Below are 26,272 nucleotides of genomic sequence, written 5' to 3' on the forward strand. Positions count from 1 at the left end.
GGATCGGCCCAGAAGGCCTGCGTCGCAGCCCTTGCGGCCCGAAACCCATTTGGTGAGCGTTTGCGTGGATTAGCAACCCCCAAGACCTGCTCCGATGCCTACAGGGCGATGTGGAGACCGACCGGTGCGCCGAAATCATGGAGATAAATGTAGCGCGGCCCGATCGAGAGCCGGTCCAGCGGTTCCAAGATCGCGCGACCGAAGACGGGAAATGACGGCGCTGGCACGACAGCGGATTCCCCGAAACCAGGTAGATCGGGCGCAATCAGGTAAGCGACCTGCGACAGAGGCGGCACTCCATCGCGAAACATTCGCGAGAAATTCGGAAATCGTGCAGGAGTAGGACTGTAGGCTTTGATGCCGCCGGAAAGGCGAAGACGGTGCTCTGGGTGCATCTACGGACCCCTTGCTATAACCGTGTATTGCCGGCCCACAACCTGATCGAGGCCGCGCGTATGGATCACGCCAGCGAATGGCGCATCTACTGACGCATCGTGCTGCCGCTTTCGGCGCCCGCGCTCGCCGTGGTGGCGATCTTCTCCATCCTGTCGCGCTGGAACGACTTCCTGCTGCCGCTGGTCGTGCTCAACCGGCGCGAGGTCTTCACGCTGCAACTGGCGCTCGCCTCCTTCCAGGTCGAGAACCAGATCCATTACGACCAGCTTCTGGCGATGACGACGCTGACGGCTCTGCCGCTCGCCTTCGACCGCTGGGAAGTCGCCGGAGTCGACCCGGCACAGCCGGTCTATATCTTCCGTCAGACGCCAGGAAATTTTCGCGCAAATCACGGCTTCATGCGGGCCAAGACCAAACCCCAAGCTCTTCGAAGCGGCCAGCGACAGCCTGAAATGCCGCAACTGCTATTCTTCCGCGGCGGTGGGCATCACGTGCAAGAACTTGCATAACTATGATAATCGCATTTTAACGGCCTGTCGGCAGCGACCGGCACCCGGAAGGGCGATCTTTATGGCAAGCGATCAGGATACGGTAGATAAGCGCCGTATGGGCGAGAACAAGATGCGGCAGGGGCGGCCCACGCTAAAGACGATTTCAGAGATCACCGGCCTCGGTGTGACGACCGTTTCGCGCGCCCTCAAAAACGGCCCCGAGCTGAGCGCCGAAACGCGGGCGAGGGTGCGCTCCGTGGCGGACGACATCGGCTATCGGCCCAATCGGGCAGGCGTGCGGCTGAGGACCGGTCGAACCTATGTGATCGGACTCATTCTCGACCAGGATGTGACCATCGCCGAGTTCGAGCGTCGCATCATCCTCGGCGCCTCCAGCGTGCTATTCGAGACCGACTACCACCTCGTCGTCACACCGTTGCGCCGGGGGGCCAACGTGATGGAGCCTGTCCGCTATGTCGTCGAGACGGGCGCGGCTGATGGCCTGATCTTCACCCATACGCAGCCGCGGGACGAGAGGGTCCGCTATCTGCTCGCCCGCCAGTTCCCCTTCGTCACGCACGGCCGAACCGATATGGGCCTGGCGCATGCCTTTTACGATTTCGACAATGAGCGCTTCATGGTCGAGGCGGTCGAGCGGCTGCGCGCGAAGGGGCGGCGGCGTCTGGCGCTCATTCCACCCTCCGACAGCCTGACCTGTGCTTATCATATGTTCGATGGTTTTCTCGAGGCGACGAGGGAATCCGGCCTTGAGGGTATCGTGGTGGAGGGCATCGATCTCGACAGCGATCCTTTGAAATTCCGTGTCGTGGGGCGGCAGCTCGCCTCCGGGCCGAACCCTCCAGACGGCTATATCTGCGCAAACGAGACGCGCAGCATCGCCCTTATGGCCGGGCTCAGGGAGGCAGGTTTCGACGTCGGAATCGACGGCGACGTCATCGCCAAGGAGACGTCGGAACTCCTCAACCACATCACACCGGCCATCGATTCCTTCTATGAGGATCTGACCTTCGCGGGCGAGGAACTGGCACGCCTGCTCTTGAGGCGCATCGCCGGCACTCCGGTGAGCGAACTGCAGACCATCGCCGCTCCGCAACTGCACCAGCGCACCTGACCGTCCCGTAGGGCGCCCTTACAGCGCCATACCGCTATCGGGGTCGAACAGATGCATGCGATCCATATGGGCGTTCAGCCGAATGGTCGATCCGCTGGCTGGCGCTGTCGTGCCACTTGCCCGGCAAACGATTTCGGCCCCGCCGAGACGGGCAAAGATGAGGGTATCGGAGCCAAGCGGCTCGGCAATCTCGACGGGCACGTTGAGTGACACCGCGCTTTCCCTGTCGCGGCTCTCCTCCGTCCATGTGTTCGTCACATCCTCCGGTCGGATGCCGAGGATGACCGAGCGGCCCGCATGCCGCCGATATCGCTCGACCCTTGACCTCGGGATTGCGAGAGGAGGCCCGCCCGCCGGGGCCACCTGCAACCCATCTCCCTCCGCGACCACTTGCGCTTCGATGAAATTCATCGTCGGCGAACCGATAAAGCCGGCTACGAAGCGGTTGGCCGGCCGCATATAGAGCTCCTCAGGGGTGCCGACCTGCTCGATGCGGCCGTCGCGCAGCACCACGATACGGTCAGCCAGCGTCATCGCCTCCGTCTGATCATGCGTGACGTAGATGCTGGTCACCTTGAAGCTCATGTGCAGCCGCTTAATCTGCGTGCGCATCTCCACGCGCAGCTTGGCGTCGAGGTTCGACAAAGGCTCGTCGAAGAGAAACAGCTGCGGCTCGCGCGCGATGGCCCGTCCGATAGCTACACGTTGGCGCTGCCCGCCCGAGAGCTGCTTCGGCTTGCGGTCGAGCAATGCTTCAATTTGCAGGGTTTCGGCCGTCTTGCGCACCGCTGCCTCGACCTCCGCCCTCGGCGCATTGCGCATCTTCAGGCCGAAGCCGAGATTCTGACGCACCGACATGTGCGGATAAAGCGCGTAGTCTTGGAAGACCATGGCGATGTCGCGGTCGCGTGGCGGTATGTCGTTCACCACCCGGTCGTTGACGAGGATCTCGCCGCCGGTGACGGTCTCCAGACCGGCGATCATTCTCAGGATCGTGCTCTTACCGCAGCCGGACGGGCCGACGAGCACCATGAATTCGCCGTCGCCGATCTCGAAATCGACGCCGTGCACCACCTGTAGTTCACCGTATTTCTTGAACAACTGGCTGACTACGACATGTGCCACAGCTTTCTCCTCTGACCGGCGATATGGCCATTGCCCCGCGTGGTCATTCTTTGTTCTTCTCGACCGTCCAGCTGTGCACCTTGTAGGGCGTGAAGCTCCGGTCCGCCGGCCCTGCATCTCCCTCGAGCAGATCCACTTCGCCGCCGAGCCGCCAGCCCTTGGGCAGTGTTACGTCCGCCTCGCCGCGCGCGCCCGCAGGCTCATATGCCCTGAGAACGAGTGCCTTGCCGTCCTCCGCAGGCTTAAAGGCGCTCAAGCCCAGCGCCATGCCCTTCACGCGGGCAGCGGACCAGACCGTTTCAGCCGCGGTCTGGACGGATCGACAGACAAGCGGCTGGTTCAAATCCTCCGCTTCGGCCAAGACACCACCGCTCAGCCAGTCGCTTCGATGCGGGAAGAGCGCATAGGTGAAGCTATGATGCCCCTCGTCCGCGAGCGGGTCGGGAAAGACTGGGGAGCGCAAAAGGCTCAGCCCAAGCTCATTGCCGAGGACACTGTGGCCGTATTTGCCATCGTTCAGGAGAGCCACGCCATATCCCTGTTCCGAAAGATCGGCGAAGCGGTGGGCGGCCACCTCAAAGCGCGCCTGGTCCCATGAGGTGTTACGGTGGGTGGGCCGCCGGACCACGCCATGGGCGCATTCGAATGTGGCGTGGTCAGAGCGGATGGCGAGCGGAAAGCGCGCCTTGAGCAGGATCCGACGCTCGTGCCATTCGATGTCGGTCTTGAATTCCAGGCGCGCGGAGTTGGCCCACAGCCGCACCGTCTGGATGATCGTGCTGTCGCGGAAGCGGCGGATGAACCGGATTGCCGCGCGGTGCGGCCCGTGCTCAACGATCTGCGCTGCCGCCGTCGCCGCGATCTCCTCACCCTGGGTCGTGTAGTTCTCCTCCACATCCCAGGCGTCCCAGTTGCGTGGCTTGTCAGAGTAGGCCCAGATCTGATTGCCACGGCCGGCCAACACCTCGCGGCGGGTGCGTTTGTCGTAGACGCTGGCAAGCGTGCCGTCGGGGGCAAGCTCCATGCGAATGTCGGCGTTCTCCAGCCGCCCTTCCTCGACGATGAGTCCCAAGGGCGGCCGGCTCTCGATTACCACAGCGGCGGAAAGGCCCGGAATCCGGCGCTCTCCAGCGAGGACCGAGCCGCTTTCGACCGCCTGTCCGCCCGGAAGCGGCTCGGCCGAGGAAATTCGCAGTGGCCGCGGCGCAAGGTCGGGATTGACCACGATGACGCCACGCCCGCTCCCTGGCTGGACAACACGCCGTGCGATCGCGGCAAGGTGCGTATCGATTTTCTCTTGGCCGGCCTGGACCACCGATGCCAGTTCGGCTTCGGCAAGCTCGTAGACCTCGCGGATGCTCGATCCGGGCAGGATATCGTGGAACTGGTTGCGCAAAAGCACTCGCCAATGCTCCTCCAGCGATGCGGCGGTCGGCTCGCCCAACAGCGTCGCCATGCTCGACAGCGTTTCCGCCGCAATCAGCGCACGCTCTGCCCGGCGGTGGAGGAACTTGGTGCGGCCTTGCGTTGTCAGGGTGCCGCGGTGCAGTTCCAGATACATCTCGCCGACCCACACGGGCAGGGCAGGGTAGTCTTCGACGATCCCGCGGACTTCCGAATACCAGTCCCCGACGCCGACCTGCCGAACCGTAGGCATTGCCGGAAAATCGCCGAGCTGCCGCGCGCGGTCCAACATCTCCTGCGTTGGTCCGCCGCCGCCATCACCGTAGCCAAAAGCTATCAGGCTTTCCGGATTGATATCCTTGCCGCGGAAGTTCCGCCAGGTCTCGATGACGGAACGCGGTCCGATCTCGGCATTGTAGCCGCCGACAGGATTGTTGAAGGTGTGGGCGAGCACGCGGCTGCCATCCAGCCCCTCCCACCAGAACAGGTCGAACGGCATCTCGTCGGTCTCGGACCAGTTGACCTTGATGGTGAAGAATCCCTCGACGCCTGCCTGCCGGAGCAATTGCGGAAGTGCCGGCGAAAAGCCGAAGCAGTCCGGCAGCCAGCATACCGTATGTCGGCGGCCGAAGGTCCGCTCGAAATAGAGCTGGCCATAAAGGAGCTGGCGCACGAGCGACTCGCCCGTCGGCATGTTGGTGTCGGGTTCGACCCACATGGCGCCGTTCGGCTCCCACTGGCCGCTCGCCGCCTTTTCCTTGATGCGGGCAAACAGGTCCGGATCGTCCTCCTCCAGGAACGCGTAGAGTTGGGCCGTCGACTGGTTGAAGCGGAATTCGGGGTTCCGGTCCATCAGTCCTACCATGGTGTGGAAGGTGCGCCCCGCCTTGCGGCGCGTCTCGTCGAGCGGCCACAGCCATGCAAGATCGATATGGGCATGGCCGGTCATCGCCAGCCCGCCGCTCGGCGGGTAGCGGTCGCGCAGCGCCTTGAGTCTGCCCTTCAGGAATGCCGATGCCGCCGTCACGGAGGCGCGTTCGGCCTCCCCGAGACCCGGCGGCTGGTCGGAAAGCTCCGCCGGCAGTTGCCACACTTTTTGCATTTCGGCACCAGGGGCGACCCGGGCCACATAGGCACCGGTCGCCGTCGGCCATTCGAGCCGGGCGAGCGCCTCTTCGCCCGCCGTCAGGAGCGCCGGTGCCACCTCGTGAGAGGAAAGAACCTCCGCCGTCTCCGCCACTTGGCGCAAAAGCAGGGCGAACTCCGCCAGTTCCGTTTCGATCCGCACGATTCTTGCCCGAAGAAGGCGCGCATCGCGGTTGGGAACGCCGAAAGGCAGGCGCGCCACACATTCCGCCTCAATCGAGAAGCGCGGCTTCCTGAGCGGGAAGCGTCTGTGATTGGGGTCGAGGCCGAAGCCCTCGTTTTCGCCGTCCGCGTAGGCGATCCGCACCAGCCCCTCGCCGCCCAGATCGAGATCGAGTCGGCATTCTTCGAGCGTCCATCCGGCGGGCACCTGCACTTGCGTGTGCGAAAAGGCCACGACCCTGTCGCGCACCGGCCAGGGCGCGCCGAGGGCAAGCGGCCGCCCGTTGAACGCCCATCGGTCGAGGGGGAGGCTCTCGCGGACGATCCATAGGTCCAGCTCGAGGCACCGCTTGTGCAGACGGGCAATGCGTTGTTCGACGGTTAGCGCCATTTTGAATCCTACAATCAAAGTTTGGGAGGACGGTGATCAGCCCTTTACAGCGCCGCCCATGAGGGCGCCGACGATAAATCGCTGCAGGACCAGGAACACGACCACAGCCGGAACGATGGAGATAACGCTCGCCGCGGCGAGGATCTGCGTCGAGGTCTGGCTGTAGGTGCCCTGGAAATTGAAGATGCCGACGGCAATCGGCAGAAGGCCCGGTCTGCTGATCAGGATGAAGGGGATGATGAATTGCGACCAGCCCAAAATGGCATTGAGCACGAAGGCCGACGTCAGCCCCGGCAGGCTGAGTGGTAGGACGACACGCATGAAGGCGCCGAAACGTGTGCAGCCGTCAATCATCGCCGCTTCTTCGAGACTCTGCGGAATGCCGTCGAGAAAGCCCTTCAGCATCCAGGTGAAGAGGGGTGCCGCGACGGCGATGTAGATCATCATTGCACCCACGTGGCTGTCAGTGAGCCCTACCCGGTCCATGTAGCGGTAGAGCGGCACCATGATGACAAGCGGCGAAATCATCTGCACTGCAAGTAGCCCGATCATGGTGAGTTGCTGGTGGCGCAAACGAAAGCGCGACAGGGCATAGGCCGCAGGGGCGGCGAAGAGCATCGCGCCGAAGGCGCCGCCGACAGCCAGCTTCAGACCATTCCAAAGATAGATAGGAAAGAGTGGGTTGTTCAGTGCCGAGGCATAATTCTCCAGCGTTGGATGCTCGGGCCATAGATTGATGTTGCTGACATAAATCTCCGCGCTGGTGCGGATCGATAGCGAGATGAGCCACAGAAGCGGCCCGGCGAAGAAGAAGCAGATAACGCCGTAGGCGAGGTAGGTGCCGATGTCGGCAAGTCTTGTGCGGCCGATCGTGGTCACGGGTCAGAGCTCTCTGGGCAGCAAGCGGACGTAGATCAAGGTGAAGACGATGCTGATCAGAAGAAGGATGACGGCCAGCACCGCGCCGTTCGACAGGTCGAAATTGCGGAAAACGGTGTTGTAGGTGTAGAGCGCCAACACCTCTGTCGCCCGTCCCGGCCCGCCGCCGGTCAGTGGCAAGATGAGGTCGAAGGTATTGAGGGTGAAGATGCTGATTAGCACCGTGTTGATGAGCAGGATTGGTCGCAACTGCGGCAAGGTAATGTACCAGAACTGCTTGAGCGCTGTCGCGCCGTCGACCGACGCTGCCTCGTAGAGGCTCGAAGGAATGACGACGAGGCCGGCATAAAGCAGGAGCATGCTAAAGGCCGTGCCGCGCCAGACATTGGCGATCACCGCTGACCAGAGTGCCAGGTCGGGGTCGGAAAGCCAGGCCACCGGCGAGACGCCGACGCCGCGCAGGATAGCGTTCAGGAAGCCATAGCTCGCCTCGTTGAACATGAGTTGCCAGACGATGCCGGCGGCGACCCCCGGCACGATCCACGCCGACAGGATGATGATGCGTACCACCGATACGCCGGGCAGACGCCGTTTGACACCGCGATTGAGCACCATGGCCACGAGCAGGCCAAGGACGAGCTGAAGGACGACGCTGGCCACGACGAACACGAAAGTCACCCAAAGGATGCCCGGCAGGTCCGGGCTGCGGATCAACGCGCGGTAGCTGTCGGTCGTATAGGCATATTCCGGGTTGAGGAGCGTGGCATCCGTGAAGCTGTAGCGGATGACGTCGATCGCTGGATAGACGTAGGTGATGAGCAGGAGCAGCGTGAGCGGCGCCAGCCAGACCAACGGCCGTTCGGCAAGATGCCAGGCCCTCTTGTGTGGAGACCCGGTCCGCTCGGCGGTCCCTGCGACGGCATGCTCGCTCATGAAAGGCCCTCCGGGATCGACGTCAAGCAGACTACATCTTTGTGTAGGCCTCCATCACGCGGTTCCATGCGCCATCGAGCGCGGCTTCGGGCTCCTTGGTACCCGACAGCACCTCACCCATCGTGATCTGAATCTGATTGGAGATTTCCGGATAGATCGGCACGCCGGGGCGGGCGCGACCGTTGACCAGATAGTCCTTGAGCTTGTCGAAATACGGATCCTGGAACTTCGGCAGCTCGGCGAACAGGCTCTCGCGTGTCGGAAGATCCCCGATCACCTCGTTGGCCGGCCCCATATAGACCTCGCGCATGAGGTTCGCGCACATCTCGACTTTGGCTGGATCGTCCGTGAAGGCGGCAACCGTCCAGCCGCCCGTGCCGGTGGCGCGCTCGCCCGCTGTCGGGCCGGGAAGCTCCGAGACATCCCATTTGGCAAACGCCTCCTCGGGCATCGCCTCCTGCAACTGGAAATGCTGCCAGTGCCCACCGAAGAACATTGCGGCGCTTCCCGCGATCGCGGCGGCGTTGAAGTCGTTGTAATCCTTGATGGTGGCCACCCGCCTGGGCGCAGCCCCGCTGTCGACCAGGCCCTTGAAATAGTCCATGGCCCTCAGCATCTTCTCGCGGTTCTCGCCCTCGCCGAAGATCGGCTTGCCGTCTTCATCGACCAGCGAGCCGCCCTGGGCCCAGAAATTGGCAAGCCAGTCGAAGGTGGTGCCTTCCCAGCGCCCGCCGTTGAACAGCACGCCCTCAACACCCGACTCTGCGGCTTCGAGCGCTGCATTTTGCAATTCCTCCCAGGTCTCAGGCGTGTCCGCCACGATCTCGGTGTTGCGGTAGAGCACGCGCAGATCGGTGCCCCACCACCAGGCGTAGATGTGGCCGTCCGAGCCGGTGATGCCGTCGCGGATGAAGGGGAAGAGATCATCGATCTCCTCTTGGCTGAAGAAGTCGTCCAACGGCTGCAGGACGCCATTCTTGATGAACAGCGCGAGTTGGAACGAGTCGACGGTGACACAATCGGGGGCGCGTCCGGCGCGCGCCTGCTCAAGCAGCCGGGCGTGCTCGCTGCCAATGTCCTGGCCGAAGAACTCGAACTGGACCTGCCAGTCGGGATGGGCCTCGGCGAAGCTTTGCCACACCTTTTCGAATGTGGCCTTCTGTTCCGCGCTGGGACTGTTGGGCGACTGGGTCGGGTTCGCCCGCATTGTAAGCACGTTCGGCGCATCGGGACTTCCCACCCGATCCGTGGTCACGAGTTGCTGCGCGGCAGCACCGGCAGCCAGCCCGGTCAATATGGTGCCAGCCAGGAATGCGGACAGAAACTTTTTTTTCATCGGACTCCTCCCTGTTGATGCCTTCCGGCCAGCCCGCCGGATCGCGCTCGCCTCCCACCCCAGCGCAGCGGTCTAGGACGGTACCGCACTGGATAGGTTAGGGAGCCAGTATGCCACAGACTTTTCAACCTGCAACGTTACAGGTCGCATTTTTATGCAGAGAAGGGCGGGAACTGCTGGTCCCGAACTTGCCGGAGAGGGCGGAACAATTCACGCGCCGTCGTCCGCGACGAGCGCCTTTTGCGAGTTGATCCTGCCTGGCAAGCGCATGACCCGCCAATCTTCCTCCCAGCCTTCGGCCGAGATTTACGCGGCCACGTCTTCGGGACGTTGGCAACGCCGACGAAGTCGGAGAGAAACACGGCAAAAAGTAGCAAAGCGTCGCAAGCGTTTGATATAAATATATTTTGGCAGAAGGTGCGTGTCAGTAGCGTGCCATAGATTATGGCCCGCTTTCCGACAGCAGCCCATCAAGCTGACCGTGGAATTGTCTGCGAGCCCGCATCGTGATCTGGTCGCCTAGTGGCGAGATCCTCAATAGGAAGCGGGCGGGGGCAGTAGAGCCCGTGCGGCTTGTCGTTCAATACTGAAGCGGTCCATTGCCACGGATCGAGGTTCTGCGAAGGCGTGGAAAACAGGAACAACTGAGTCAGGTGCCTGCTCATAATGTTTGGTAGCACCGTCAATATATCGGCGTTCGAAAAATGCAGGCTTATTTCGGACTCGCAGAAGACGCTCGACGTAGTATTCCCGAAATGGGTCTCGCCGCGCGAACGTCTGGTTCCTCCGCCATTTGCTGCCGTTCATGGCGCTTCTTCCTTGCCGTAGATCACCGCGATAACGGAAACCGGCAGAGTTATCGATCCCGGGTAAGAGCAGGTGCCACCGCTGGCTCTCATTGGAAGCGGTGCGGCACGCGGACCTAAGCATTTTCTATCACGGCTCCCGCGCGGTGTGTTGGTCTGCGATCACGGCTCTCCTCGCCGTGCTTGAGCATGGCCTCGGCAATATGGCCCGTGCGCAGCCTAAGTACGGGGTACCCATTCAAAACTTGAAACGCCCCGCTCGTCATTGTGCCCACGGCATAGAGGCGCGGCTGCGGACGGCTGTTGGCATCCAAGAGCCGACTGGTCGTGCGTTCAATGTCGAGGCCTCCGAAGGGATGGGCACGTGCCTGTCCGGACTGCAGGAGGCTGTCGACCAGCGGGACAGCCACGGGGTCGGGGGCGTTTCCACTGGAACCGGCGGAGAAAACTCTGTCGAAGTGGAGCGGTGGATGGTTCTCTGCGACAGCGACGAATTGACCGCCCGCATCCTTGGCCATCGAGCTTACGCCACGGACAACGTCAAGTTGGCCCGCGTCGGCGAGGCCGAGTAGGCCCGCAGCACGGTGTCGCGGCATGGGACAGCATAGACTGCAGTAAATGTGCCGAAAGCCAGCCGCGCGCGCTTTGTCGACCGGGTTAAGGAAATACCATGCGTCCTGAAGGACCAGGAGTGTCTTGATCAAAATCGAATAGGCCTTTGTGTCATCATCGATATGCATCAATTGATGCCGCAGCCGATCGATCCCGTATCGATTTGGGAAGATTTCTTCCGTGAGAGGTTCCGGGGACACGCAAGCGTGGTCGAGTTCCTCGTGGACGAGATGTACGAGGTCCTCCAAAGAAACCCCGCCCTTCGCCGCGGCTCTATCCTCGATTGCCTTTACCGTGAAACGCTGCAGTTCGTACTTGAACGACGGAGGGCGCACCGCGGGTAGCAGACCGTTTCTGGAGAGAAGCGTAATTCTCCCGCGATGCTTGTCGGCCTTCAAGGCCATGACCAAATCAACCGCGGTCAGTCCGGTGCCGATGATCCCTATGTGTTCGTCGGGGTCCACGCCGGTCAGGGCATCCGTCAAGGGATAGGATCTGATGCAGAAGTTCTCCTGCCCCTCCAATCCGTAGGGATCGAACTTGTCTGAACGGCCCACGGACAAGACTGCGTAATCGAAACTATGGCCCCCGTTCTGCGTGTACAGGTGAACGCGATCATCGATCACCGTCAAGCTCGTGACCCGCTCGCGAATGAATGCGAAGCCTTCCAGTCTGGAAGCCGCCAGCTGAGCAGAGTCCTTGAAATACTGGCCAATGATCGAACGTGGAGCGAATTTGTTGCCTGCGAATTCTGCGTTGCCGTTCGCCGTAAGCCAAAGACCCGCATGCTCCGGCTGCCAATGACGCACAGACATTGTGTTCGTGTAGGTGTTCGTAAGAGCCTCGGGGCGGTCGGGGGCGAAGCTGTGGCCACACCAGGGATGCGGCGATGGATCGAAGACGGTCACGTCCAGCGATACATCGGGGCCGATGATGTCACGCGAACGGATAAGGCTCTCCAGCAAGGCGACGGCCGTCGGGCCGGCTCCAATAACGGCAATCGACAGCGCAGCAGCATCCTGCATTGATGACCCCTCGGTTGGACAGCCACCCGATGGTCGATCGTACTTGCGCTATGTCTCCCCCAATCCCAACCGCCGGTCTCCCCAGACCGGCTGAGCCACCCAACGTTCAAAGCAAAAGACGCTCAAACACCGGATAGTTCGCTTGCGTCAGGTGGGCACAAACCGGCGGTGCGGTATCTCAGGATATTGCTGTCTATGTCAGAAAGTTGCAGGAAGCGGCGAGTTATCCAAAAAGTTGTAGTATTTTTGCCACGATCCGCTCGCTATTGCGCCGCAATTGAACAGCCTATTGATTGCCATAACCGGCCCGGTCGGCGTCGGGAAAACCGTCTTCCTGCACCGCCTTCAGGACGAGATCGCCAACGAAAAAGAAGGTCATCGTCGCCGAGAGCCTGTCGGTCGACAAGGCGCGCACCACGGTGCCGACGCTGATCGCCGCCCTGTTCTGCGACCTCTCGCGAAAGAAGGAGCCAAAAGTCCCCACCCAGGGCGAAAAGCGAGAGCGGGAGTTGCAAAAGCTGGTCGCGGCGCGGAAACAAGCCCGTTACTCTTTTCGTCGGTGAGGCACACGATCTGCACGGCAAGACGCTGAACGGGCTGAAACGGCTAATGGAAGTCATCGCCCGCCGTGGCGGGAAGTGGTCCGTCGTGCTTGTCGGCCATCCGAAACTGCGCAACGACCTGCGACGCCCCATCATGGAAGAGATCGGTCACCGCACCGATGTCCTTTCTTTCGATAGGCTTGGCGAAGAAGCACGGGCCTATCTCGACTGGCTGCTGAAAGCCTGTGCCGTCGAGGATGCCAACATCGATACCTTGATCGAACCTGCCGCACTGGATCTTTAGCGAGCCGTCTGAGCACGCCGCTCCAGTTTGCCGAACCTCTCAATCGAGCCTTCGAGGAAGGTTTCCGGCTGGGTGACAAGCCAATCACTTCGGAGATCGTTGCCTCGACGCTTGCGCCCGATTTCAACGATCTCGAGCCAAGGCTCACGCGGCAGGGCTATTCCGTGAAGGTGTTGTCCGACCAGTTCCACGCCAAACCCACCGAAATCCGCCGTTTCCTCGACGGACAGCTTGATGCGGGTCGCACCCGCGAACTCGCCGACCAGATGCGCATGGCAGGGCTGGCGCTATGAGAACGGCTATCATTCTCACATCTTTGCGCCTAGTTTCAGCAATGTGAGCCCGTCTCAAATAATCTGATCCCATTCTCATTCAAAGTGAGCCGAAACGAACTTATGGTCTCAAATAATGTGAGCCAAAAATCACGATGGTCTCAAGCCCAGCGTGGATAATCTCAAGCCGCTACACCTATCGGCGTTGGGCGAGCTGCCGATTCCCTCTGCCGACTCTTGAAAACCTTGATTGATCCTGTCTACTAGACCTAATCTCAGCCGGCGTCGCATGCCGGTATTTCTTCATCGCGGCCGTCAGGTGGCTCTGGCTTGAAAATCCGCTGAGATAGGCGATATCCGCGATTGCCGTGTTGCCTTCGACAAGCAGTTTTTCAGCGAAGGCCAGTCGCAGGACGAGGAGGTACCGATGCGGCGTCTGTCCAAATGTCTTGGCGAATGCCCGAATGAAGTGGAATGGCGAAAGGCCGCAGATCGCAGCAAGCTCCGCTATGGACAGTTTGCGGGAGAGATTTTCGTTCAGGAACTCCTGCACTCTGCGCGCACTCGAAGCACAGAGACCGCCATTCGCCTTTGCGGGCAGCCTGTTCACTCCCGAACAGGTTCTAAGCAGATGGATGCCGAAGAGCGTAACCAGGGAGTCGGCATAAAGCTCGCTTGCCGTCTCTTGCCGCAGCAGCTCCATCTTCAGCAATTGGGCGATGTGCAACGCCTTGAGATCGACGGTTCCGAAGGCCGGCGGCTGAAGCGCTACATGGTCGGCATCAAGCTCACGGGCCGCCAATTCGCCCAGGCGCTCGGGCCTGAGAGCGACAATCACGCTTTCCTTGGTGGACGACCAGATGGCGCGACCTTCGACATTCGCCGGATAGATGACGGTTGCTCCGACCGGCGCATCGTATTCTTGCATCTTGTCGCTGCCTAACGCCATCCGGTTCCTCAGCGCTGGGGCAAGCATGACCTCCACAAAGTGGCTTTCGGTCAGAAATGCTTGTGATCCCGGCTCGCGGACGGAATAGATCGCCCCACCCCCCGCCGTTGCCAAGCGCGGACCGGCGCTTTCGGGAATAACGTCGAGAATATGTGAATCGGTGCGCTGATCAGGCTTGGGGTTGTGACGATTCAAGCCACCCACCTTCTGTTCCATTCCAGTTGTCCCCCCAAGGCGCGTTGGCCAAACGCATTCTGCTTGTGATCGCGCCGAGGGCTGGCAGCGCACCCTGACCCTCGACTTCAACGAGTACTCGAAAACGCTATCGGGACGCCGCCGTCCTAGGTGTTCTCAATGGCGGCTTCTGCGCAGTGTGTCTTGGTCTACGATCTCGCTTCTCCTGGGCAGAGTCCTTGAAATACCGGCCAATGATCGAACGCGGCGCGAATTTGTTGCCTGCGAATTCTGCGTTGCCGGTTGCCTTGAGCCAAAGACCTCCATGCTCTGGCTGCCAATGAGGCGCCGACATGTCGCTCGTATAGGTATTCGTAAGAGCCTCGGGGCGGTCGGGGGCGAAGCTGTGGCCGCACCAGGGATGCGGTGTTGGATCGAAGACGGTCACGTCCAGAGACACGCCAGGGCCACGCGAACGGATGAGGCTTTCCAGCAAGGCGACGGCCGTCGGGCCGGCTCCAATAACGGCAATCGACAGCGCAGCAGTATCGTGCATTGATGACCCCTTCGGTTGGACAGCCACCCGATGGTCGAGCCGCACTCGCGCAATGTTTCCCCTATTCCCAACAGCCGGTCTCCCCAGACCGGCTGAGCCACCCAACGTTCAAAGCGACAGACGCTCAAACACCGGATAGTTCGTTTTCTTCACGTAGAACAACGCCGCCTTCTGCCTTGGATGCGCAGTCTCCCCTCCGGAAAACAATAACATTCCCGTACATTGTCGCACGATGTCATCTGTGAATTCTGCTCATGTTGTCCTACGTTGTCAATCTCAGGCGGCGAAGATTGTTCGGCCAGCAGATTGGCCGATAATGTCGGAGACGAACAAGCCGAAGGCGTGGTTGAGTACGCAACGGATGATGGCAAACGTGCCCGGATATCGCTCAAATCTGCATCGCGGGTCGCCAATCACGTCCCGCCGATGAAGGGGGAGACATGCGGGTTGAAGCCCGACCACCCGCCCCCTTAGGCTGCCCGCAGACGCGGAAGCAGAAGAGCAGCGTCATCGACGCTCCTTTCCGACCGCGTAACAGCCCATTTCCTCCTCGATCGAGCTTGTCCGAGACGCCCAGGATGCCTCCCGGAAAACCGGCAAGAAGATGATGCTGTTCAACGTCGTGCCGCAAACTGCTTCGACCCCGGCCGGCATCACGCCATTGTGCCGGACAACTATCGCCTCGCGTACTAGCTGGAGCGACGTTCTCGATCGCGGCCACCACCGGCCGGCATTTCTGCGGAACTGGCCGGGACTATCACCTCGGAGTTGCAGCCGGCCGGCAGGTGTGCCACCAACGCGTTACTAAATGTCCAACGCGAGCCAATCATCAGCATGACGACGCAACGTGAAATTGCCCGGCGCGCTAAGACCTCGCTCAAGACGGTGTCGCGCGTCATCAATCGCGATCCGCTGGTCAACGCCAAGACGCGGGCGCGGATCGAGGCCATTGTCGCTGAGCTGGGGTACGAACCCTCCCAGGCGGCCCGCATGATGCGTTCGCAGCGCAGCAACATCATCGGCTTCCTGGCGGACCAGGTCGCCACATCGGCCTCCTCAATCGATCTCGTGCGCGGAGCCCAGGATGCGGCTTGGGAGTGCGGTAAGCAGATGATGCTGTTCAATATCGAGCGTGGGACACCGAGCCAGGACCTGGCCGATGCGCAGCTCGCCGCATTCCGTGCGGAAGCAGTCGTCTATGCGGCGGTCTATCACCAACCGGTCGAACTGCCGCCTTCGGCCGTCCCTCGGGTGCTGCTCAACTGCTTTGACCCCGGAGGCGGCCAGCATGCGATCGTGCCGGACGATTACCAGCTCGCGGCAACGCTTATGGACGAAGTACTCGACCGGGGGTATCGGCGCCCGGCTTTTCTCAATCTGAACCGGGCGATTGTCGCTTCGGGGCTGCGCGCCGCCGGCATCACCGATGCGGCGCGCAATCGCGGTCTCGACATGACTGGCCGTATTCATGAGGTCGTGGTCGGACGCGAGCATCACGGCCAGCCGCAGTTCATCGCCGACAGGATCGTCCCGGAGCTGATGTCGGTATCCCCCGAAAGCCGGCCAGACGTGCTCATCTGCGGCCAGGACATTCTTGCAATGGACGTCTACTTCGTCCTGTCCGAGCTTCGTCTTAAGGTCGGTCAGCATGTTGCTGTCGCCAGCTTCGACAATCGCGAACCGATCGCCAGCCTCTTAAAGCCGGGGCTCTCCACGATGGAACTGCCCTATTACGAGATGGGGCGCGCGGCGATGCTCGCCGCCATCAATCCGCCTCCCGCGCCAGAGACGGTGCGGCTCCCCGGAAAATTCATAGAGCGCGGGTCGCTTCAACCCTTCCACACGCTTGCAACTCATCGGACGGGCAGCAATCCCAATGCCTAGAGGTCTGTTTTTGACAACGTGAGACAATCATGGCTAGCTAATGCCTCACATTGTCATAGGACAACGTTTTCGGAGGAGGAGACAAAAATGAAGCATGCCCTTTATGCTGGGGTGGCTCTGGCTGTCTGCATGACGTCCCCGCACGCCTCGGCAGGCCAACTCACGGCCTGGGTCATCGATGGCGATAGTGAAAAGCCCTATTTCACCCAACTCGAAGAGACCTTCAACGCCAAATACGGCACCGAGGGAATCACCGTCGATGTGGTGCCGATCCCAAGCTACAACGAGGCCATCCAGGCCGCGACCCTGTCGGGCGATCTGCCGGACGTGATCATGCTCGATGGCCCCAACATGGCGTCCGCCGCCTGGGCAGGAACCATCCAGCCGATCGGCGACATTCTCAATCCGGAAATCCTCAAGGACCTTTTGCCTGCCGTTAAGGCGCAGGGCACCTACGGCCCGGACCAGCAGCTCTATTTCGTCAGCCCCTACGATTCCGGCACCATCTTGTGGGGCAACACGGCGCTGCTCGAAAAGGCGGGCGTGCGGATCCCGACTTCCGTCGAGGACGCATGGACTCGCGAGGAAATGAGCGATGCGCTGGAGAAGCTTGCCGCGTTGCCCGAAGTCGAGTGGCCGCTCGACGTCAAGATGAACTATGGCGCCGGCGAGTGGATGACCTATGGCTTTGCGCCCTTTGCCCAATCCAACGGCGGCGACATCATCGATCGCGAAACCTGGATTGCCGACGGCACCATCAACTCCAGGTCCAATATCGAAACACTGACCGAACTGCAGAACTGGAACAAGAACGGCTGGATCGTTCCCGCCAGTGCCGGCGACAACAAGTTCTACGGCGAAAAGACCGCGGCTCTCTCCTGGGTCGGCAACTGGATGTGGCCTGCCCACCGCGAGGGCCTGGGCGACGATCTCGTTCTGATCCCGCCGCCGGCCTTCGGTGAAGCCGGTCCAATCTCGGCCAATGGCAGCTGGGGCTGGGCGGTCCCGGCCTCCTCGACCAATCTCGAAGATATCAAGGTGTTCCTCAACTACGCTATGTCCGGCGAACAGGTCGCGGCCTATGCCGATATCACCGGCTATGTCCCGTCCCGCGCCTCGGCTATTCCCCTGTCAAAAATCTATGGTGAAGGCGGCGCCGGCGAAATCTTCGCAAAGCTGGCCGAATGCTGCGGCGTGGTCCGTCCTGTGCACCCGGCCTATCCGGTCATCACCAATGCCTGGGCAACGGCTGTGGTCAACATCCTCTCGGGCGATGTCGACGTAGAGACCGAGCTCGACCGCGCGGCGCAGACTATCGACCAGGATATCGCCGACAACGACGGTTATCCGCCCTTCGGGCAGTAATCGGCGCTAGCGCAGACCTCGTCTTGGCGCTGGCCAACCGGCTCCTCAGTCGCTTGTGCAGAGGAATCGAGAGGGAGTACAGCGGCTCTCAACGCCACCACCTCCTCGGTCCTCCGTTCAAGTGCCGGTAGCCGCGATTGAGTTAGGCCAGGAATGGCCGGGGGAGAAATCCATGGGAATCAGGACAAGGCAACGGACCCAGGAATGGGCGATGCTGCTCCCCGCGCTGATCTTCATTACCGCGCTCATCATTGGCCCGTTCCTGCTCTCGGTCTGGTTCTCCTTTACCGATCAGCGACTGGTGCCGCGCCCGATCCCGACCAAGTTCATCGGCACCACCAATTACGCGCGCATGTTTGCCGATCCGCTGTTCTGGCAGGCGATCTGGAACACCGTGTTCTTCGCGGTGATCGTGACGCCGGTTCAACTGTCCATGTCCCTCGGTGCCGCGCTGATCCTCAATTCAGCCGTTCCCTTCCGCGGCTTTTTCCGCTCGGTGGCCATCCTGCCCCTGTTGCTTCCGATGACGGTCATTGTCTCCATCTGGGCGGTGCTGTTCCGCATCCCCTCTGGCCCGTTCAATGCCGTCTATCAGTGGTTCGCCGGGCAAGGGAACTATGTCGATTTTCTTGGCAATCCTTCCGTTGCCATGCTCTCGATCGTGGCGCTCTCAGCCTGGGCGACTTTCCCCTATCAGATGTTGATCTATCTCGCCGGCTTGCAGGAAATTCCGCAGGATCTCTACGAAGCCGCCAAGCTCGATGGGGCCAAAGCCTGGCACCGTTTCCGCTACGTCACCTGGCCGGGCTTGCGCAACGTCAACGTCTTCCTGCTCATCATCACCACCGTAGGTGCGCTCAAGCTCTTCACCCAGGTCGACATCCTGACCAAGGGCGGCCCCAATGGTGCCACGACGACCATCATCCACTATCTCTTCAAGCAGGGCTACGCGAACCAGAAGGTTGGCTACGCCTCCGCCGTCGCTGTCTTCTTCTTCCTCGCGGTCACTGCCATAGCGCTCTTCCAGCGCCGTGTTTTCAAGAACGAGGGAGAAGCATAATGCGCATTCCCCGTGATGCCGTACTGCCATCGCTGTTTGCCGTTGTCCTGGCGATGGGCGTGCTCTTGCCGCTGATGATGACCCTCACCATCAGCCTCAATCCCAACGAGCAGGACATCATGGTCTCCATGGGGTCGGTCCGCTCCTTCATCCCTCAGGTATTTTCGCCCCAGAACTATATCGAGGTATGGACTGACCCGGTGCACCCGTTCGTCCGTTACCTCGCCAACACCGCGCTCATCACTTTCTCCACGCTGGCACTCTCGATCCTGTTCAACTCGATGGCCGCCTTCGTATTGGCGCAGGGTACGCTACCCATCCGCAAGCCGGTGATGATCCTAATCCTTGCAACCTTGGCCGTGCCCGGCGAGAGCCTGGTGCTGCCACAACTGATGATGGCGGGCTGGGCCGGGATCGTTGACAGCTACGAGGTGCAGATCATGCCGGGTGTTGCCAACGCCATGTCGATCTTTCTCTTTTTCCAGTTCTTTTCGCGGCTGCCTAAAGAGCTGATCGAGGCGGCCCACATTGATGGATTCTCCTTTTTCCAGATCTACAGGTATGTGGCCATGCCGCTCTCAAAGCCGGTGATCTCGGCAATCGCGGTGCTGCAGTTTCTCGAAATCTGGAACGCTTATCTCTGGCCCGTCATGGTGACCCGTGGCCCCGAATACCGTCCGCTTTCGGTCGCCATGTCCGCCTACTTCGGCACCAACCAGGCCGCCTGGGGCAACATCATGGCCTTTGCCGTATCCATGGCCATCCCCGTCATCCTCTTCTTCCTCATTCTCCAGCGCCAGTTCATCGCCTCGGTGATGAGTTCGGGCGTCAAGGGTTAAGCCAACACGATGACCGAGAAATACCGTCCCAATCTGCACTTCTCGCCTTGCGCCGGCTGGATGAACGACCCGAATGGCTTGATCCGCGTCGATGGCGTCTGGCACCTGTTCTTCCAGCATGATCCGAACAGCATCAGCCACGGCCCGATGCACTGGGGTCATGCCAGCAGCACGGATCTCGTGCACTGGGCTGAGCAGCCCGTGGCACTGCACCCTACCGAACTTGGCACCTGCTATTCCGGCAGCGCGGTTGAAGCCGCGGACGGTGAAATCAAGCTGTTCTACACGGCCCACAGTCATACTCCGGAAGGCGAAGACCATCAGGTGCAGTGCCTCGTCCATGCGGACCGCTCACTGAGGTCCTATGCCGTGGAGCCGGCAAACCCTGTCGTCGCCAATCCCGGTCTCGTCGTCTTTCGTGATCCCAAGGTCATCTGGCATGAACCGACCGGGCGCTGGGTCATGCTGATCGCGGAAGGCCAATCGATCGGCTTTTACGGCTCCACCGATCTCAAGAGCTGGACGTATCTTTCCAGCTTCGGCGATGGTCACGGACGCCACGGCTGCGGCCCCTGGGAATGTCCCGACCTGGTGCCATTGACCGCGCCGAACGGCGACACCGTCTGGGTGCTTCTCGTCGGCCTCAACACCGGCAGCTATGCTCCGGGGTCGGGCACGCAATACTTTCTGGGCCAGTTCGACGGTATGGCGTTTGGCAACGCCAACCTGCCCGAAACCGAACTCTGGCTCGACTATGGCCGCGACTACTACGCTGCGCAGACCTTCTTCGAACGCGGCGGCACCGATAAGCCCACTGTCATGGCATGGGCGAGCAACTGGCTCTATGCCAGACAGACCCCGACGGAGGCCTTCCGCGGCATCATGTCCCTGCCGCGTGAACTGCGGCTGGTCGAGAGTCCGGATGGCCTGCGGGTCGCCGCCCACGCGCCACTGGCCGCACGGCAGGCTTTCGGCGCTACGGACCGCCGCGGCACCGGCCGCTTCGACCACATAGTCACTCTCACAGTTGGTGAGGAACTGACCATCACACTCTTCGGTGAAGATCAGCCGCATTTCATTGTAAGGCGTACCACAATTCGCCGCGGCGCGCTCCGCACAATGCGCGCGGCCGTCCCTGGAATGGATCAGTTCGCGCATGACTACGCGGTCGATTTTGCCTGGCCCGAACGCGGTGCGCTGGACATCACGGTCTTTATCGATCGTGGTCTTGTCGAACTTGGCGCCGCCGATGGTCTCGTCTGGATCACCAATCTCTTCTTCCCGGCCGATCCGGAAGCCGAGGCGCGCGTCGATTCCATGAAACGATGAACCGTCTAGCTAGACCGTGATACGGGCGACGCTGGACCGCGTTCGCTCGAGATACATCGCGCACACGAACAGCCACAAATCGCTGCGTTGTGCGGCCGAGCAGAGCCGGCCGCACTTTCGCAGTCAAAGGAATAGCCAGTCGTCGTAATGCGCGATACCGGTCAGAATGATCTGGTCGCCGTCACCGTCGAGAGTGAGGATTAAAGACCCGAAATGGCTCTTGTCGTAGACGAACTCGGCTCCGCCCAGGTCGATCGCGTCGGTGCCGATCCCGAAATCGTCGATCCATGTGCGATCGCGGAGGCCATCCTTCGTCTTCGCGGCGAAGAGGAAGACGTCGGCACCCGCGCTGCCCAAAACGCGGTCGAGCGCACCGCCGCCGGCGGATATCACGTCATTGCCGCCGCGGCCGTCGAAGCGCAGCGCACCCTTGGCCTCCGCCCACGGCGTCAGAACGTCGTTGCCTTCATAGCTGCGCGGCGCCTGCGCGGCCGTGTCCTCGGTCGAGAGCTTCCAACGTCGAGATCCAGCACAACAGTCCCACCCACTGCGAATAGCTCGACACCTATGCTCTTCGGATCGGGGAATATCTGGTCGGTGATCGTGCGCGGCCGTCATTGACGAATAGCTCGACTGACGCCGCATCGACGAAGATATGGAGCTTGATCTCGCCCTCTAGCGTGAACTCGAGCGGCGCGGCATGGAGAGCCAAAAAGGGGCGGGCGGATGGAAGGATCCCCAGATTGAGCTTCCTGGAGGGAGCGTTGTCGAGATCGGCATTTTTCCACTGTCGTCAACATCCCGCTGCTTGTCCAGCCTCGCCTCCTCCTCCAAGTCTACGACCGCGTACTGCTCGACGCGCAGATCGCAGCTGGGGATTGGAATCCTTCGCAAGCCACGGCTGCGTTCGCCCATACTTGGCTCGGCGACAAGAGGCTGCTTGCGCTCGATCGTCTCTGACACAAATGTCCCTGGCGTCGCGTCGGTCGGTACACGGCCGGCGCGACGCCAGATCGAACGATAAGCACTCCCTCATGGATTTCCCTGCAGTTTCACACTGGCAGGTGAAACCAATGTGATGGTTCAGTTCAAGGCGCTCGCCTAGGCGGGCTCTATTGCAGCTCCCGCGCGGTGGCTTGATCTGCGATCATGCCTCTCTCGGTGGTGCTTGAGTATGGCGTCGGCAATATCGCCAGTACGCCTCCTAAGGAGGAAATACCCATTCACCACATGAAACGCCCCAATCGTCATCATGCCCACTGCGTAGAGTCTACTCTGCGGCCGGCCATATGTATCGAGGACCCGGCTGGTGTTGCGGTCAACATCGATGCCGCTGAAGGCGTGCATGCGCGCGTCCCCGGATTTCCCGAGCCCGTCAAGGATCGATCCGGCCATCGGATGAACCCCACTTGCCTCGGATGCCTCTGAGATTGCGGAGAACATCCTGTCGAACCGATAAGACTGATTGTCCGTCGTTGTAGCCACGAAATGCTCGTGTGAATCCTTTGTGACCGATTGCAGTCCCCGAACGACGTTCAATCGCCCTGAATCGGCAAGCTCAAGCATATCGATGGCCCGTTGCTTGGACATTGGGCAGCACAAGCTATTGAAAATATGTCGAAACTCAGCGGCAGCGGCTTTGTCTGCAGGGTTGAGCAGATACCATGCGTCCTGAAGGGGCGACAGCATTTTGATCGCGATGGCATAAGCGATCTGCCCGTCCTCGTTGTTCGAGTGCCGCCGTAGGCGGTCCAGACCGTAGCGTGTCGGGAATAGCTCATCGACGAGAGCTTGTCTGGATGCGCCGGCATGATCCAGTTCCCTGAATATGAGGTCCACGACGTCCTGCAATGATATTGTCGCCCGGTCAGCGGCTAAGCGTTCGATGTTTGCTACCGTGAAATGTTGAAGTTCGTACTTCAATGGAGACGGTCGTACTGCGGGTAGGAGACCACGCCGTGAGAGCAGTGTGATACGCCCGCGGTGCCCGTCGGCCTTCAATGCCATCGTAAGATCGATTGCAGTCAGTCCGCAGCCCAGAATCCCTATATCTTCGTCGGGGTCGATCCCTTTCAGCGATTGCGCAAGCGGATAAGGTTCGGCGCAGAACTTCGCCTGTCCAATTAGACGGTAGGGGTCGAATTTCTCGCCACGCCACATGGCCAGAACGACATGGTCGAAGGAGTGGGAGGATGTCTTCGTTTCTATACGAACGCTATTGTCGGCGACTCTAACTGTGGTGACCTGTTCGGAAACGAACGCAAAGGCAGACAAACGCGAAACCGCCTGGCGCGCTGAGTCCTCGAAATATTTGCCAACTAGCCCGCGCGGCGCAAAATTGCAGCCCGCGAACTTTGCATTGGGGCTCGCCTCGAACCACGCGTCGATGTGCGCCGGCTCCCAGTGACGCACAGACATATCGGTCGTATAGGCATTGGTTACTGCCTCAGGCCGGTCGGGGGCGAAGTTCTGGCCGCACCAGGGATGTGGCGATGGATCGAAAACGGTGACGTCCAGCCTCACGTCAGAGTCCACGGCATCACGTGAGTGGATAAGGCTTTCTAGCAAGGCGACGGCCGTTGGTCCGCCTCCAATAACTGCAATCGACAGCGCAGCAGCATCGTGCATCGATGACCCCTCGGTTGGACAACCTCCCGATGGTCAAGCCGTACTCGCGCTATGTCTCCCTATTCCCAACAACCGATCTCCCCAGACCGGCTGAGCCACCCAACGTTCAAAGCGACAGCCGCTCAAACACCGGATAGTTCGATTGCGTCAGGTTGGCACAAGCCGGCAGTGCGGTATTTCAGGATGCTGCTTCCTTTGTTAGGAAGTTGTGCAAGCAACAGCTAATTCCAAAAAGCTATAGTATTATTGACACGGCCCGCCGGGGAATCAATTGATCGGTCTGTCGGCGTGTCGCAAGCCACCACTTCGCTCCACCGAACTTCTTCGCCGTTTTTGCCGAGGCTCACTCCCACTTCTTCTGCGTGCTCCAGTTGTCTTCTAAATTTCAGACAACAAGGGGTCGTCATCGTAGCGCATCGTACGTAACGGCCATAAGCGTTTCCAACGTTTCGCGCGATGCTTGTTTTCGTTTGTCTTGACCAACGGAAACAACGCCCATGACCCCGACCAAACTCCTGATCGGCCAGATCGCTGTTGTGTTCGCTATCGTCGTCCTCGGCGTATGGGCGGCGACGCAGTGGTGCGCGGATATGTTGGGGTACCAGGCGCAACTCGGTGCGCCCTGGTTCGTGCTGTTCGGCTGGCCGGTCTATGACCCGTGGAAGCTATTCGAGTGGTGGTACTTCTATGAGGCTTATGCGCCGGAGGTGTTCAAGAAGGCTGGCATGCTGGCCGCCGCCAGCAGCATCATGGGTTGCGCTGCAGCGATCACCGGTTCGCTGTGGCGGGCGCGGCAAAGCGGGCCGGTCACCACCTATGGCTCCTCGCGTTGGGCCACGCCGCGCGAGATCCGCAGGGCCGGGCTGTTCCGCCCGGCGGGGGTGTTCCTCGGCAGGGTCGGCGACGACTATCTCCGCCATGACGGGCCGGAGCACGTAATGGCCTTCGCGCCGACCCGCAGCGGCAAGGGCGTGGGGCTCGTGGTGCCAACGCTGCTGTCCTGGACCGGCTCGGCGGTGATCCACGACATCAAGGGCGAGAACTGGCAGCTCACCGCCGGCTGGCGTTCGAAGTTCTCGCACTGCCTGCTTTTCAATCCCACAGATCCGAGATCTGCCCGCTACAATCCTCTTTTGGAAGTCCGCAAAGGCCCAGCCGAGGTGCGCGACGTTCAGAACATCGCCGACATCCTGGTCGATCCGGAGGGCGCGCTGGAGCGGCGGAACCACTGGGAGAAAACCAGTCACGCGCTGCTCGTGGGTGCCATCCTGCACGTGCTCTACGCGGAGGAGGAGAAGACCCTTTCCCGCGTGGCCAGCTTCCTGTCCGACCCGCAGCGCACGTTCGCTCACACGCTGCAACGGATGATGGCGACCAATCATCTCGGAACAAACGAAAGCCCTAAGTCCCATCCAGTGGTCGCATCGGCCGCGCGCGAGGTGCTGAACAAGTCCGAAAACGAGCGCTCAGGCGTGCTCTCCACTGCCATGTCATTTCTGGGGATTTACCGCGACCCGACGGTGGCGGCGACCACATCGGCCTGCGACTGGAGGATCGCCGACCTGATGGAGGCCGAACATCCCGTCTCACTCTATCTGGTCATTCCCCCTTCCGACATTTCCCGAACCAAGCCGCTGGTACGGCTGCTGCTGAACCAGATCGGCCGCAGGTTGACCGAGCGGCTGGAGGGCGACCCTAAGAAGACCCACAAGTACCAGCTGCTGATGATGTTGGATGAGTTCCCGGCGCTGGGGCGACTTGATTTCTTCGAGACTGCGCTCGCCTTCATGGCCGGATATGGCATCCGGGCCTATCTGATCGCCCAATCCCTGAACCAGATTTCCAAGGCATATGGCGAGAACAATGCCATCCTCGATAATTGCCACGTGCGAATTGCTTTTTCGTCGAACGATGAGCGCACGGCCAAACGCATTTCCGACGCTCTGGGCACAGCCACAGAGCTTCGCGCCCAACGCAACTATGCCGGTCACCGGCTGGCGCCTTGGCTGTCGCACGTGATGGTCAGTCGACAGGAAACCGCCCGGCCGCTGCTCACGCCCGGCGAGGTCATGCAACTGCCGCCTGTAGACGAGCTAGTGTTGGTCTCCGGTCTTGCGCCGATCCGGGCGAAGAAGCTGCGCTATTACGAAGATCACAACTTCACGCGACGCATTCTTTCGCTTTCCGAGGAGGTTTTCGACGACAAGCCCACAGCGCGGCCCGATGATTGGCGTGGACAGGTGCGCGACACCGACACCCGCCTGATGCCGCCCGATGAGGACAGCCACAGGCACGGTGTAGTCGCCGAGGAGGAAGGGGGGCACCAGAAGGAGCGCCATCCTGGCCTGCCGGAGGAAGAGGTCGGGAAAACGGCAGCGCCGGAACAGGCTGACTTGGCCGGGCTCATCAGTGAGGATTCCGACAAGGCTCCCGACAAGCGCGCCCTAGAGCGACTGTCAAAGCCGGGGCGCATATATAGCGTCAACGAGGCAATGGGTCGGGACAAGGATCTCCTCGAAGGATTCTGATCCC

21 protein-coding genes and 1 pseudogene are annotated in these 26,272 nt (G+C 61.0%); 11 read left to right on the forward strand and 11 right to left on the reverse strand.

Features of this window, described 5'->3' with window-relative positions; translation table 11 throughout:
- Nucleotides 1-437 precede the first annotated feature (437 nt).
- Together GPJ75_RS06415 and GPJ75_RS06420 are read left to right on the forward strand one after the other, a co-directional pair.
- Nucleotides 438-698, forward strand: a pseudogene (locus tag GPJ75_RS06415) (ABC transporter permease subunit); the annotation flags it as partial.
- A gap of 268 nt (nucleotides 699-966) precedes the next feature.
- The gene (locus tag GPJ75_RS06420; protein WP_246248941.1) at nucleotides 967-2,019 is read left to right on the forward strand and encodes a LacI family transcriptional regulator; all 1,053 of its coding nucleotides are present in this window, start codon (nucleotides 967-969) and stop codon (nucleotides 2,017-2,019) included.
- Between the two features lie 18 nt (nucleotides 2,020-2,037).
- Here the strand turns inward: GPJ75_RS06420 and GPJ75_RS06425 are convergent, their stop codons facing one another.
- The 6 genes from GPJ75_RS06425 to GPJ75_RS06450 all read right to left on the reverse strand — a co-directional run bounded on the left by GPJ75_RS06425 (nucleotide 2,038) and on the right by GPJ75_RS06450 (nucleotide 11,838).
- On the reverse strand, nucleotides 2,038-3,144 hold the full coding sequence (locus GPJ75_RS06425; protein WP_163266268.1) for an ABC transporter ATP-binding protein: 1,107 nt from the start codon (nucleotides 3,142-3,144) through the stop codon (nucleotides 2,038-2,040).
- A gap of 43 nt (nucleotides 3,145-3,187) precedes the next feature.
- Nucleotides 3,188-6,247 (reverse strand): alpha-mannosidase, encoded by a 3,060-nt coding sequence (locus GPJ75_RS06430; RefSeq protein ID WP_163266278.1) that lies wholly within the window; start codon nucleotides 6,245-6,247, stop codon nucleotides 3,188-3,190.
- A 36-nt stretch (nucleotides 6,248-6,283) separates the two neighbouring features.
- Entirely contained in the window at nucleotides 6,284-7,126 is an 843-nt protein-coding gene (locus tag GPJ75_RS06435) for a carbohydrate ABC transporter permease (RefSeq protein ID WP_425483123.1), read from the reverse strand.
- Between the two features lie 3 nt (nucleotides 7,127-7,129).
- Nucleotides 7,130-8,059 (reverse strand): carbohydrate ABC transporter permease, encoded by a 930-nt coding sequence (locus GPJ75_RS06440; protein ID WP_163266280.1) that lies wholly within the window; start codon nucleotides 8,057-8,059, stop codon nucleotides 7,130-7,132.
- Between the two features lie 31 nt (nucleotides 8,060-8,090).
- Nucleotides 8,091-9,395, reverse strand: coding sequence for an extracellular solute-binding protein (locus GPJ75_RS06445; RefSeq protein ID WP_163266282.1), 1,305 nt, complete (start codon nucleotides 9,393-9,395; stop codon nucleotides 8,091-8,093).
- Between the two features lie 922 nt (nucleotides 9,396-10,317).
- Complete coding sequence (locus tag GPJ75_RS06450; protein WP_163266284.1) at nucleotides 10,318-11,838, reverse strand: FAD/NAD(P)-binding protein; 1,521 nt, start codon at nucleotides 11,836-11,838, stop codon at nucleotides 10,318-10,320.
- Between the two features lie 419 nt (nucleotides 11,839-12,257).
- Here GPJ75_RS06450 and GPJ75_RS06455 point away from each other — a divergent pair, with 419 nt between their 5' ends.
- From GPJ75_RS06455 to GPJ75_RS27570, 3 genes are all read left to right on the forward strand, one after another.
- On the forward strand, nucleotides 12,258-12,401 hold the full coding sequence (locus GPJ75_RS06455) for a hypothetical protein (protein WP_163266286.1): 144 nt from the start codon (nucleotides 12,258-12,260) through the stop codon (nucleotides 12,399-12,401).
- A 46-nt stretch (nucleotides 12,402-12,447) separates the two neighbouring features.
- Entirely contained in the window at nucleotides 12,448-12,684 is a 237-nt protein-coding gene (locus GPJ75_RS06460) for a hypothetical protein (RefSeq protein WP_163266288.1), read from the forward strand.
- Nucleotides 12,685-12,848: 164 nt separating this feature from the next.
- Nucleotides 12,849-12,977: a hypothetical protein gene (locus tag GPJ75_RS27570; RefSeq protein WP_281354754.1), complete on the forward strand. Its 129-nt coding sequence runs from the start codon at nucleotides 12,849-12,851 to the stop codon at nucleotides 12,975-12,977.
- Between the two features lie 175 nt (nucleotides 12,978-13,152).
- Here the strand turns inward: GPJ75_RS27570 and GPJ75_RS06465 are convergent, their stop codons facing one another.
- Together GPJ75_RS06465 and GPJ75_RS27715 are read right to left on the reverse strand one after the other, a co-directional pair.
- On the reverse strand, nucleotides 13,153-14,121 hold the full coding sequence (locus GPJ75_RS06465) for a helix-turn-helix domain-containing protein (protein ID WP_163266290.1): 969 nt from the start codon (nucleotides 14,119-14,121) through the stop codon (nucleotides 13,153-13,155).
- A gap of 106 nt (nucleotides 14,122-14,227) precedes the next feature.
- Entirely contained in the window at nucleotides 14,228-14,635 is a 408-nt protein-coding gene (locus GPJ75_RS27715; RefSeq protein WP_163266293.1) for an FAD/NAD(P)-binding protein, read from the reverse strand.
- Between the two features lie 768 nt (nucleotides 14,636-15,403).
- On the opposite strand from GPJ75_RS27715, the gene GPJ75_RS06475 reads away from it, so the two are divergent.
- The 5 genes from GPJ75_RS06475 to GPJ75_RS06495 all read left to right on the forward strand — a co-directional run bounded on the left by GPJ75_RS06475 (nucleotide 15,404) and on the right by GPJ75_RS06495 (nucleotide 21,112).
- Nucleotides 15,404-16,519: a LacI family DNA-binding transcriptional regulator gene (locus GPJ75_RS06475; RefSeq protein WP_163266295.1), complete on the forward strand. Its 1,116-nt coding sequence runs from the start codon at nucleotides 15,404-15,406 to the stop codon at nucleotides 16,517-16,519.
- A gap of 87 nt (nucleotides 16,520-16,606) precedes the next feature.
- A complete protein-coding gene (locus tag GPJ75_RS06480) occupies nucleotides 16,607-17,884 on the forward strand; it encodes a sugar ABC transporter substrate-binding protein (RefSeq protein ID WP_163266297.1) in 1,278 nt (425 codons plus the stop codon).
- Nucleotides 17,885-18,056: 172 nt separating this feature from the next.
- Entirely contained in the window at nucleotides 18,057-18,944 is an 888-nt protein-coding gene (locus GPJ75_RS06485; RefSeq protein WP_163266299.1) for a carbohydrate ABC transporter permease, read from the forward strand.
- Nucleotides 18,944-19,783, forward strand: a complete 840-nt coding sequence (locus GPJ75_RS06490; protein ID WP_163266301.1) for a carbohydrate ABC transporter permease — start codon at nucleotides 18,944-18,946, stop codon at nucleotides 19,781-19,783. Before GPJ75_RS06485 ends, GPJ75_RS06490 begins: the two co-directional genes overlap by 1 nt.
- 9 nt (nucleotides 19,784-19,792) lie before the next feature.
- The gene (locus tag GPJ75_RS06495) at nucleotides 19,793-21,112 is read left to right on the forward strand and encodes a glycoside hydrolase family 32 protein (RefSeq protein WP_163266303.1); all 1,320 of its coding nucleotides are present in this window, start codon (nucleotides 19,793-19,795) and stop codon (nucleotides 21,110-21,112) included.
- Nucleotides 21,113-21,235: 123 nt separating this feature from the next.
- On the opposite strand, the gene GPJ75_RS27145 is transcribed toward GPJ75_RS06495, so the two are convergent.
- The 3 genes from GPJ75_RS27145 to GPJ75_RS06510 form a co-directional block, all read right to left on the reverse strand.
- Entirely contained in the window at nucleotides 21,236-21,730 is a 495-nt protein-coding gene (locus GPJ75_RS27145) for a M10 family metallopeptidase C-terminal domain-containing protein (RefSeq protein WP_205602474.1), read from the reverse strand.
- Complete coding sequence (locus tag GPJ75_RS27720; RefSeq protein ID WP_205602475.1) at nucleotides 21,678-21,824, reverse strand: GH32 C-terminal domain-containing protein; 147 nt, start codon at nucleotides 21,822-21,824, stop codon at nucleotides 21,678-21,680. Before GPJ75_RS27720 ends, GPJ75_RS27145 begins: the two co-directional genes overlap by 53 nt.
- Nucleotides 21,825-22,213: 389 nt before the next feature.
- Nucleotides 22,214-23,740 carry an FAD/NAD(P)-binding protein gene (locus GPJ75_RS06510; protein ID WP_163266307.1) on the reverse strand — a complete coding sequence of 509 codons (1,527 nt, stop codon included), beginning with the start codon at nucleotides 23,738-23,740 and terminating at the stop codon, nucleotides 22,214-22,216.
- Between the two features lie 497 nt (nucleotides 23,741-24,237).
- Between GPJ75_RS06510 and GPJ75_RS06515 the strand changes: the two genes are divergently transcribed.
- Nucleotides 24,238-26,268, forward strand: coding sequence for a conjugal transfer protein TraG (locus GPJ75_RS06515; protein WP_163266309.1), 2,031 nt, complete (start codon nucleotides 24,238-24,240; stop codon nucleotides 26,266-26,268).
- Nucleotides 26,269-26,272 lie beyond the last annotated feature (4 nt).

Origin of the sequence: Chelativorans alearensis (genome assembly GCF_010993735.1) — a bacterium.
Lineage (GTDB): Bacteria > Pseudomonadota > Alphaproteobacteria > Rhizobiales > Rhizobiaceae > Chelativorans > Chelativorans alearense.

Excerpts from the sequence above, each read along its gene's own strand:
- GPJ75_RS27145 (WP_205602474.1), bottom strand. The coding sequence starts at position 21,730 with ATGACGGCCGCGCACGATCACCGACCAGATATTCCCCGATCCGAAGAG.
- GPJ75_RS06515 (WP_163266309.1), top strand. The coding sequence starts at position 24,238 with ATGACCCCGACCAAACTCCTGATCGGCCAGATCGCTGTTGTGTTCGCT.
- GPJ75_RS06485 (WP_163266299.1), top strand. The coding sequence starts at position 18,057 with ATGGGAATCAGGACAAGGCAACGGACCCAGGAATGGGCGATGCTGCTC.
- GPJ75_RS06480 (WP_163266297.1), top strand. The coding sequence starts at position 16,607 with ATGAAGCATGCCCTTTATGCTGGGGTGGCTCTGGCTGTCTGCATGACG.
- GPJ75_RS06450 (WP_163266284.1), bottom strand. The coding sequence starts at position 11,838 with ATGCAGGATGCTGCTGCGCTGTCGATTGCCGTTATTGGAGCCGGCCCG.
- GPJ75_RS06465 (WP_163266290.1), bottom strand. The coding sequence starts at position 14,121 with ATGGAACAGAAGGTGGGTGGCTTGAATCGTCACAACCCCAAGCCTGAT.
- GPJ75_RS06445 (WP_163266282.1), bottom strand. The coding sequence starts at position 9,395 with ATGAAAAAAAAGTTTCTGTCCGCATTCCTGGCTGGCACCATATTGACC.
- GPJ75_RS06510 (WP_163266307.1), bottom strand. The coding sequence starts at position 23,740 with ATGCACGATGCTGCTGCGCTGTCGATTGCAGTTATTGGAGGCGGACCA.
- GPJ75_RS06495 (WP_163266303.1), top strand. The coding sequence starts at position 19,793 with ATGACCGAGAAATACCGTCCCAATCTGCACTTCTCGCCTTGCGCCGGC.
- GPJ75_RS06440 (WP_163266280.1), bottom strand. The coding sequence starts at position 8,059 with ATGAGCGAGCATGCCGTCGCAGGGACCGCCGAGCGGACCGGGTCTCCA.
- GPJ75_RS06430 (WP_163266278.1), bottom strand. The coding sequence starts at position 6,247 with ATGGCGCTAACCGTCGAACAACGCATTGCCCGTCTGCACAAGCGGTGC.
- GPJ75_RS27715 (WP_163266293.1), bottom strand. The coding sequence starts at position 14,635 with ATGCACGATACTGCTGCGCTGTCGATTGCCGTTATTGGAGCCGGCCCG.
- GPJ75_RS06490 (WP_163266301.1), top strand. The coding sequence starts at position 18,944 with ATGCGCATTCCCCGTGATGCCGTACTGCCATCGCTGTTTGCCGTTGTC.
- GPJ75_RS06460 (WP_163266288.1), top strand. The coding sequence starts at position 12,448 with ATGGAAGTCATCGCCCGCCGTGGCGGGAAGTGGTCCGTCGTGCTTGTC.
- GPJ75_RS06420 (WP_246248941.1), top strand. The coding sequence starts at position 967 with ATGGCAAGCGATCAGGATACGGTAGATAAGCGCCGTATGGGCGAGAAC.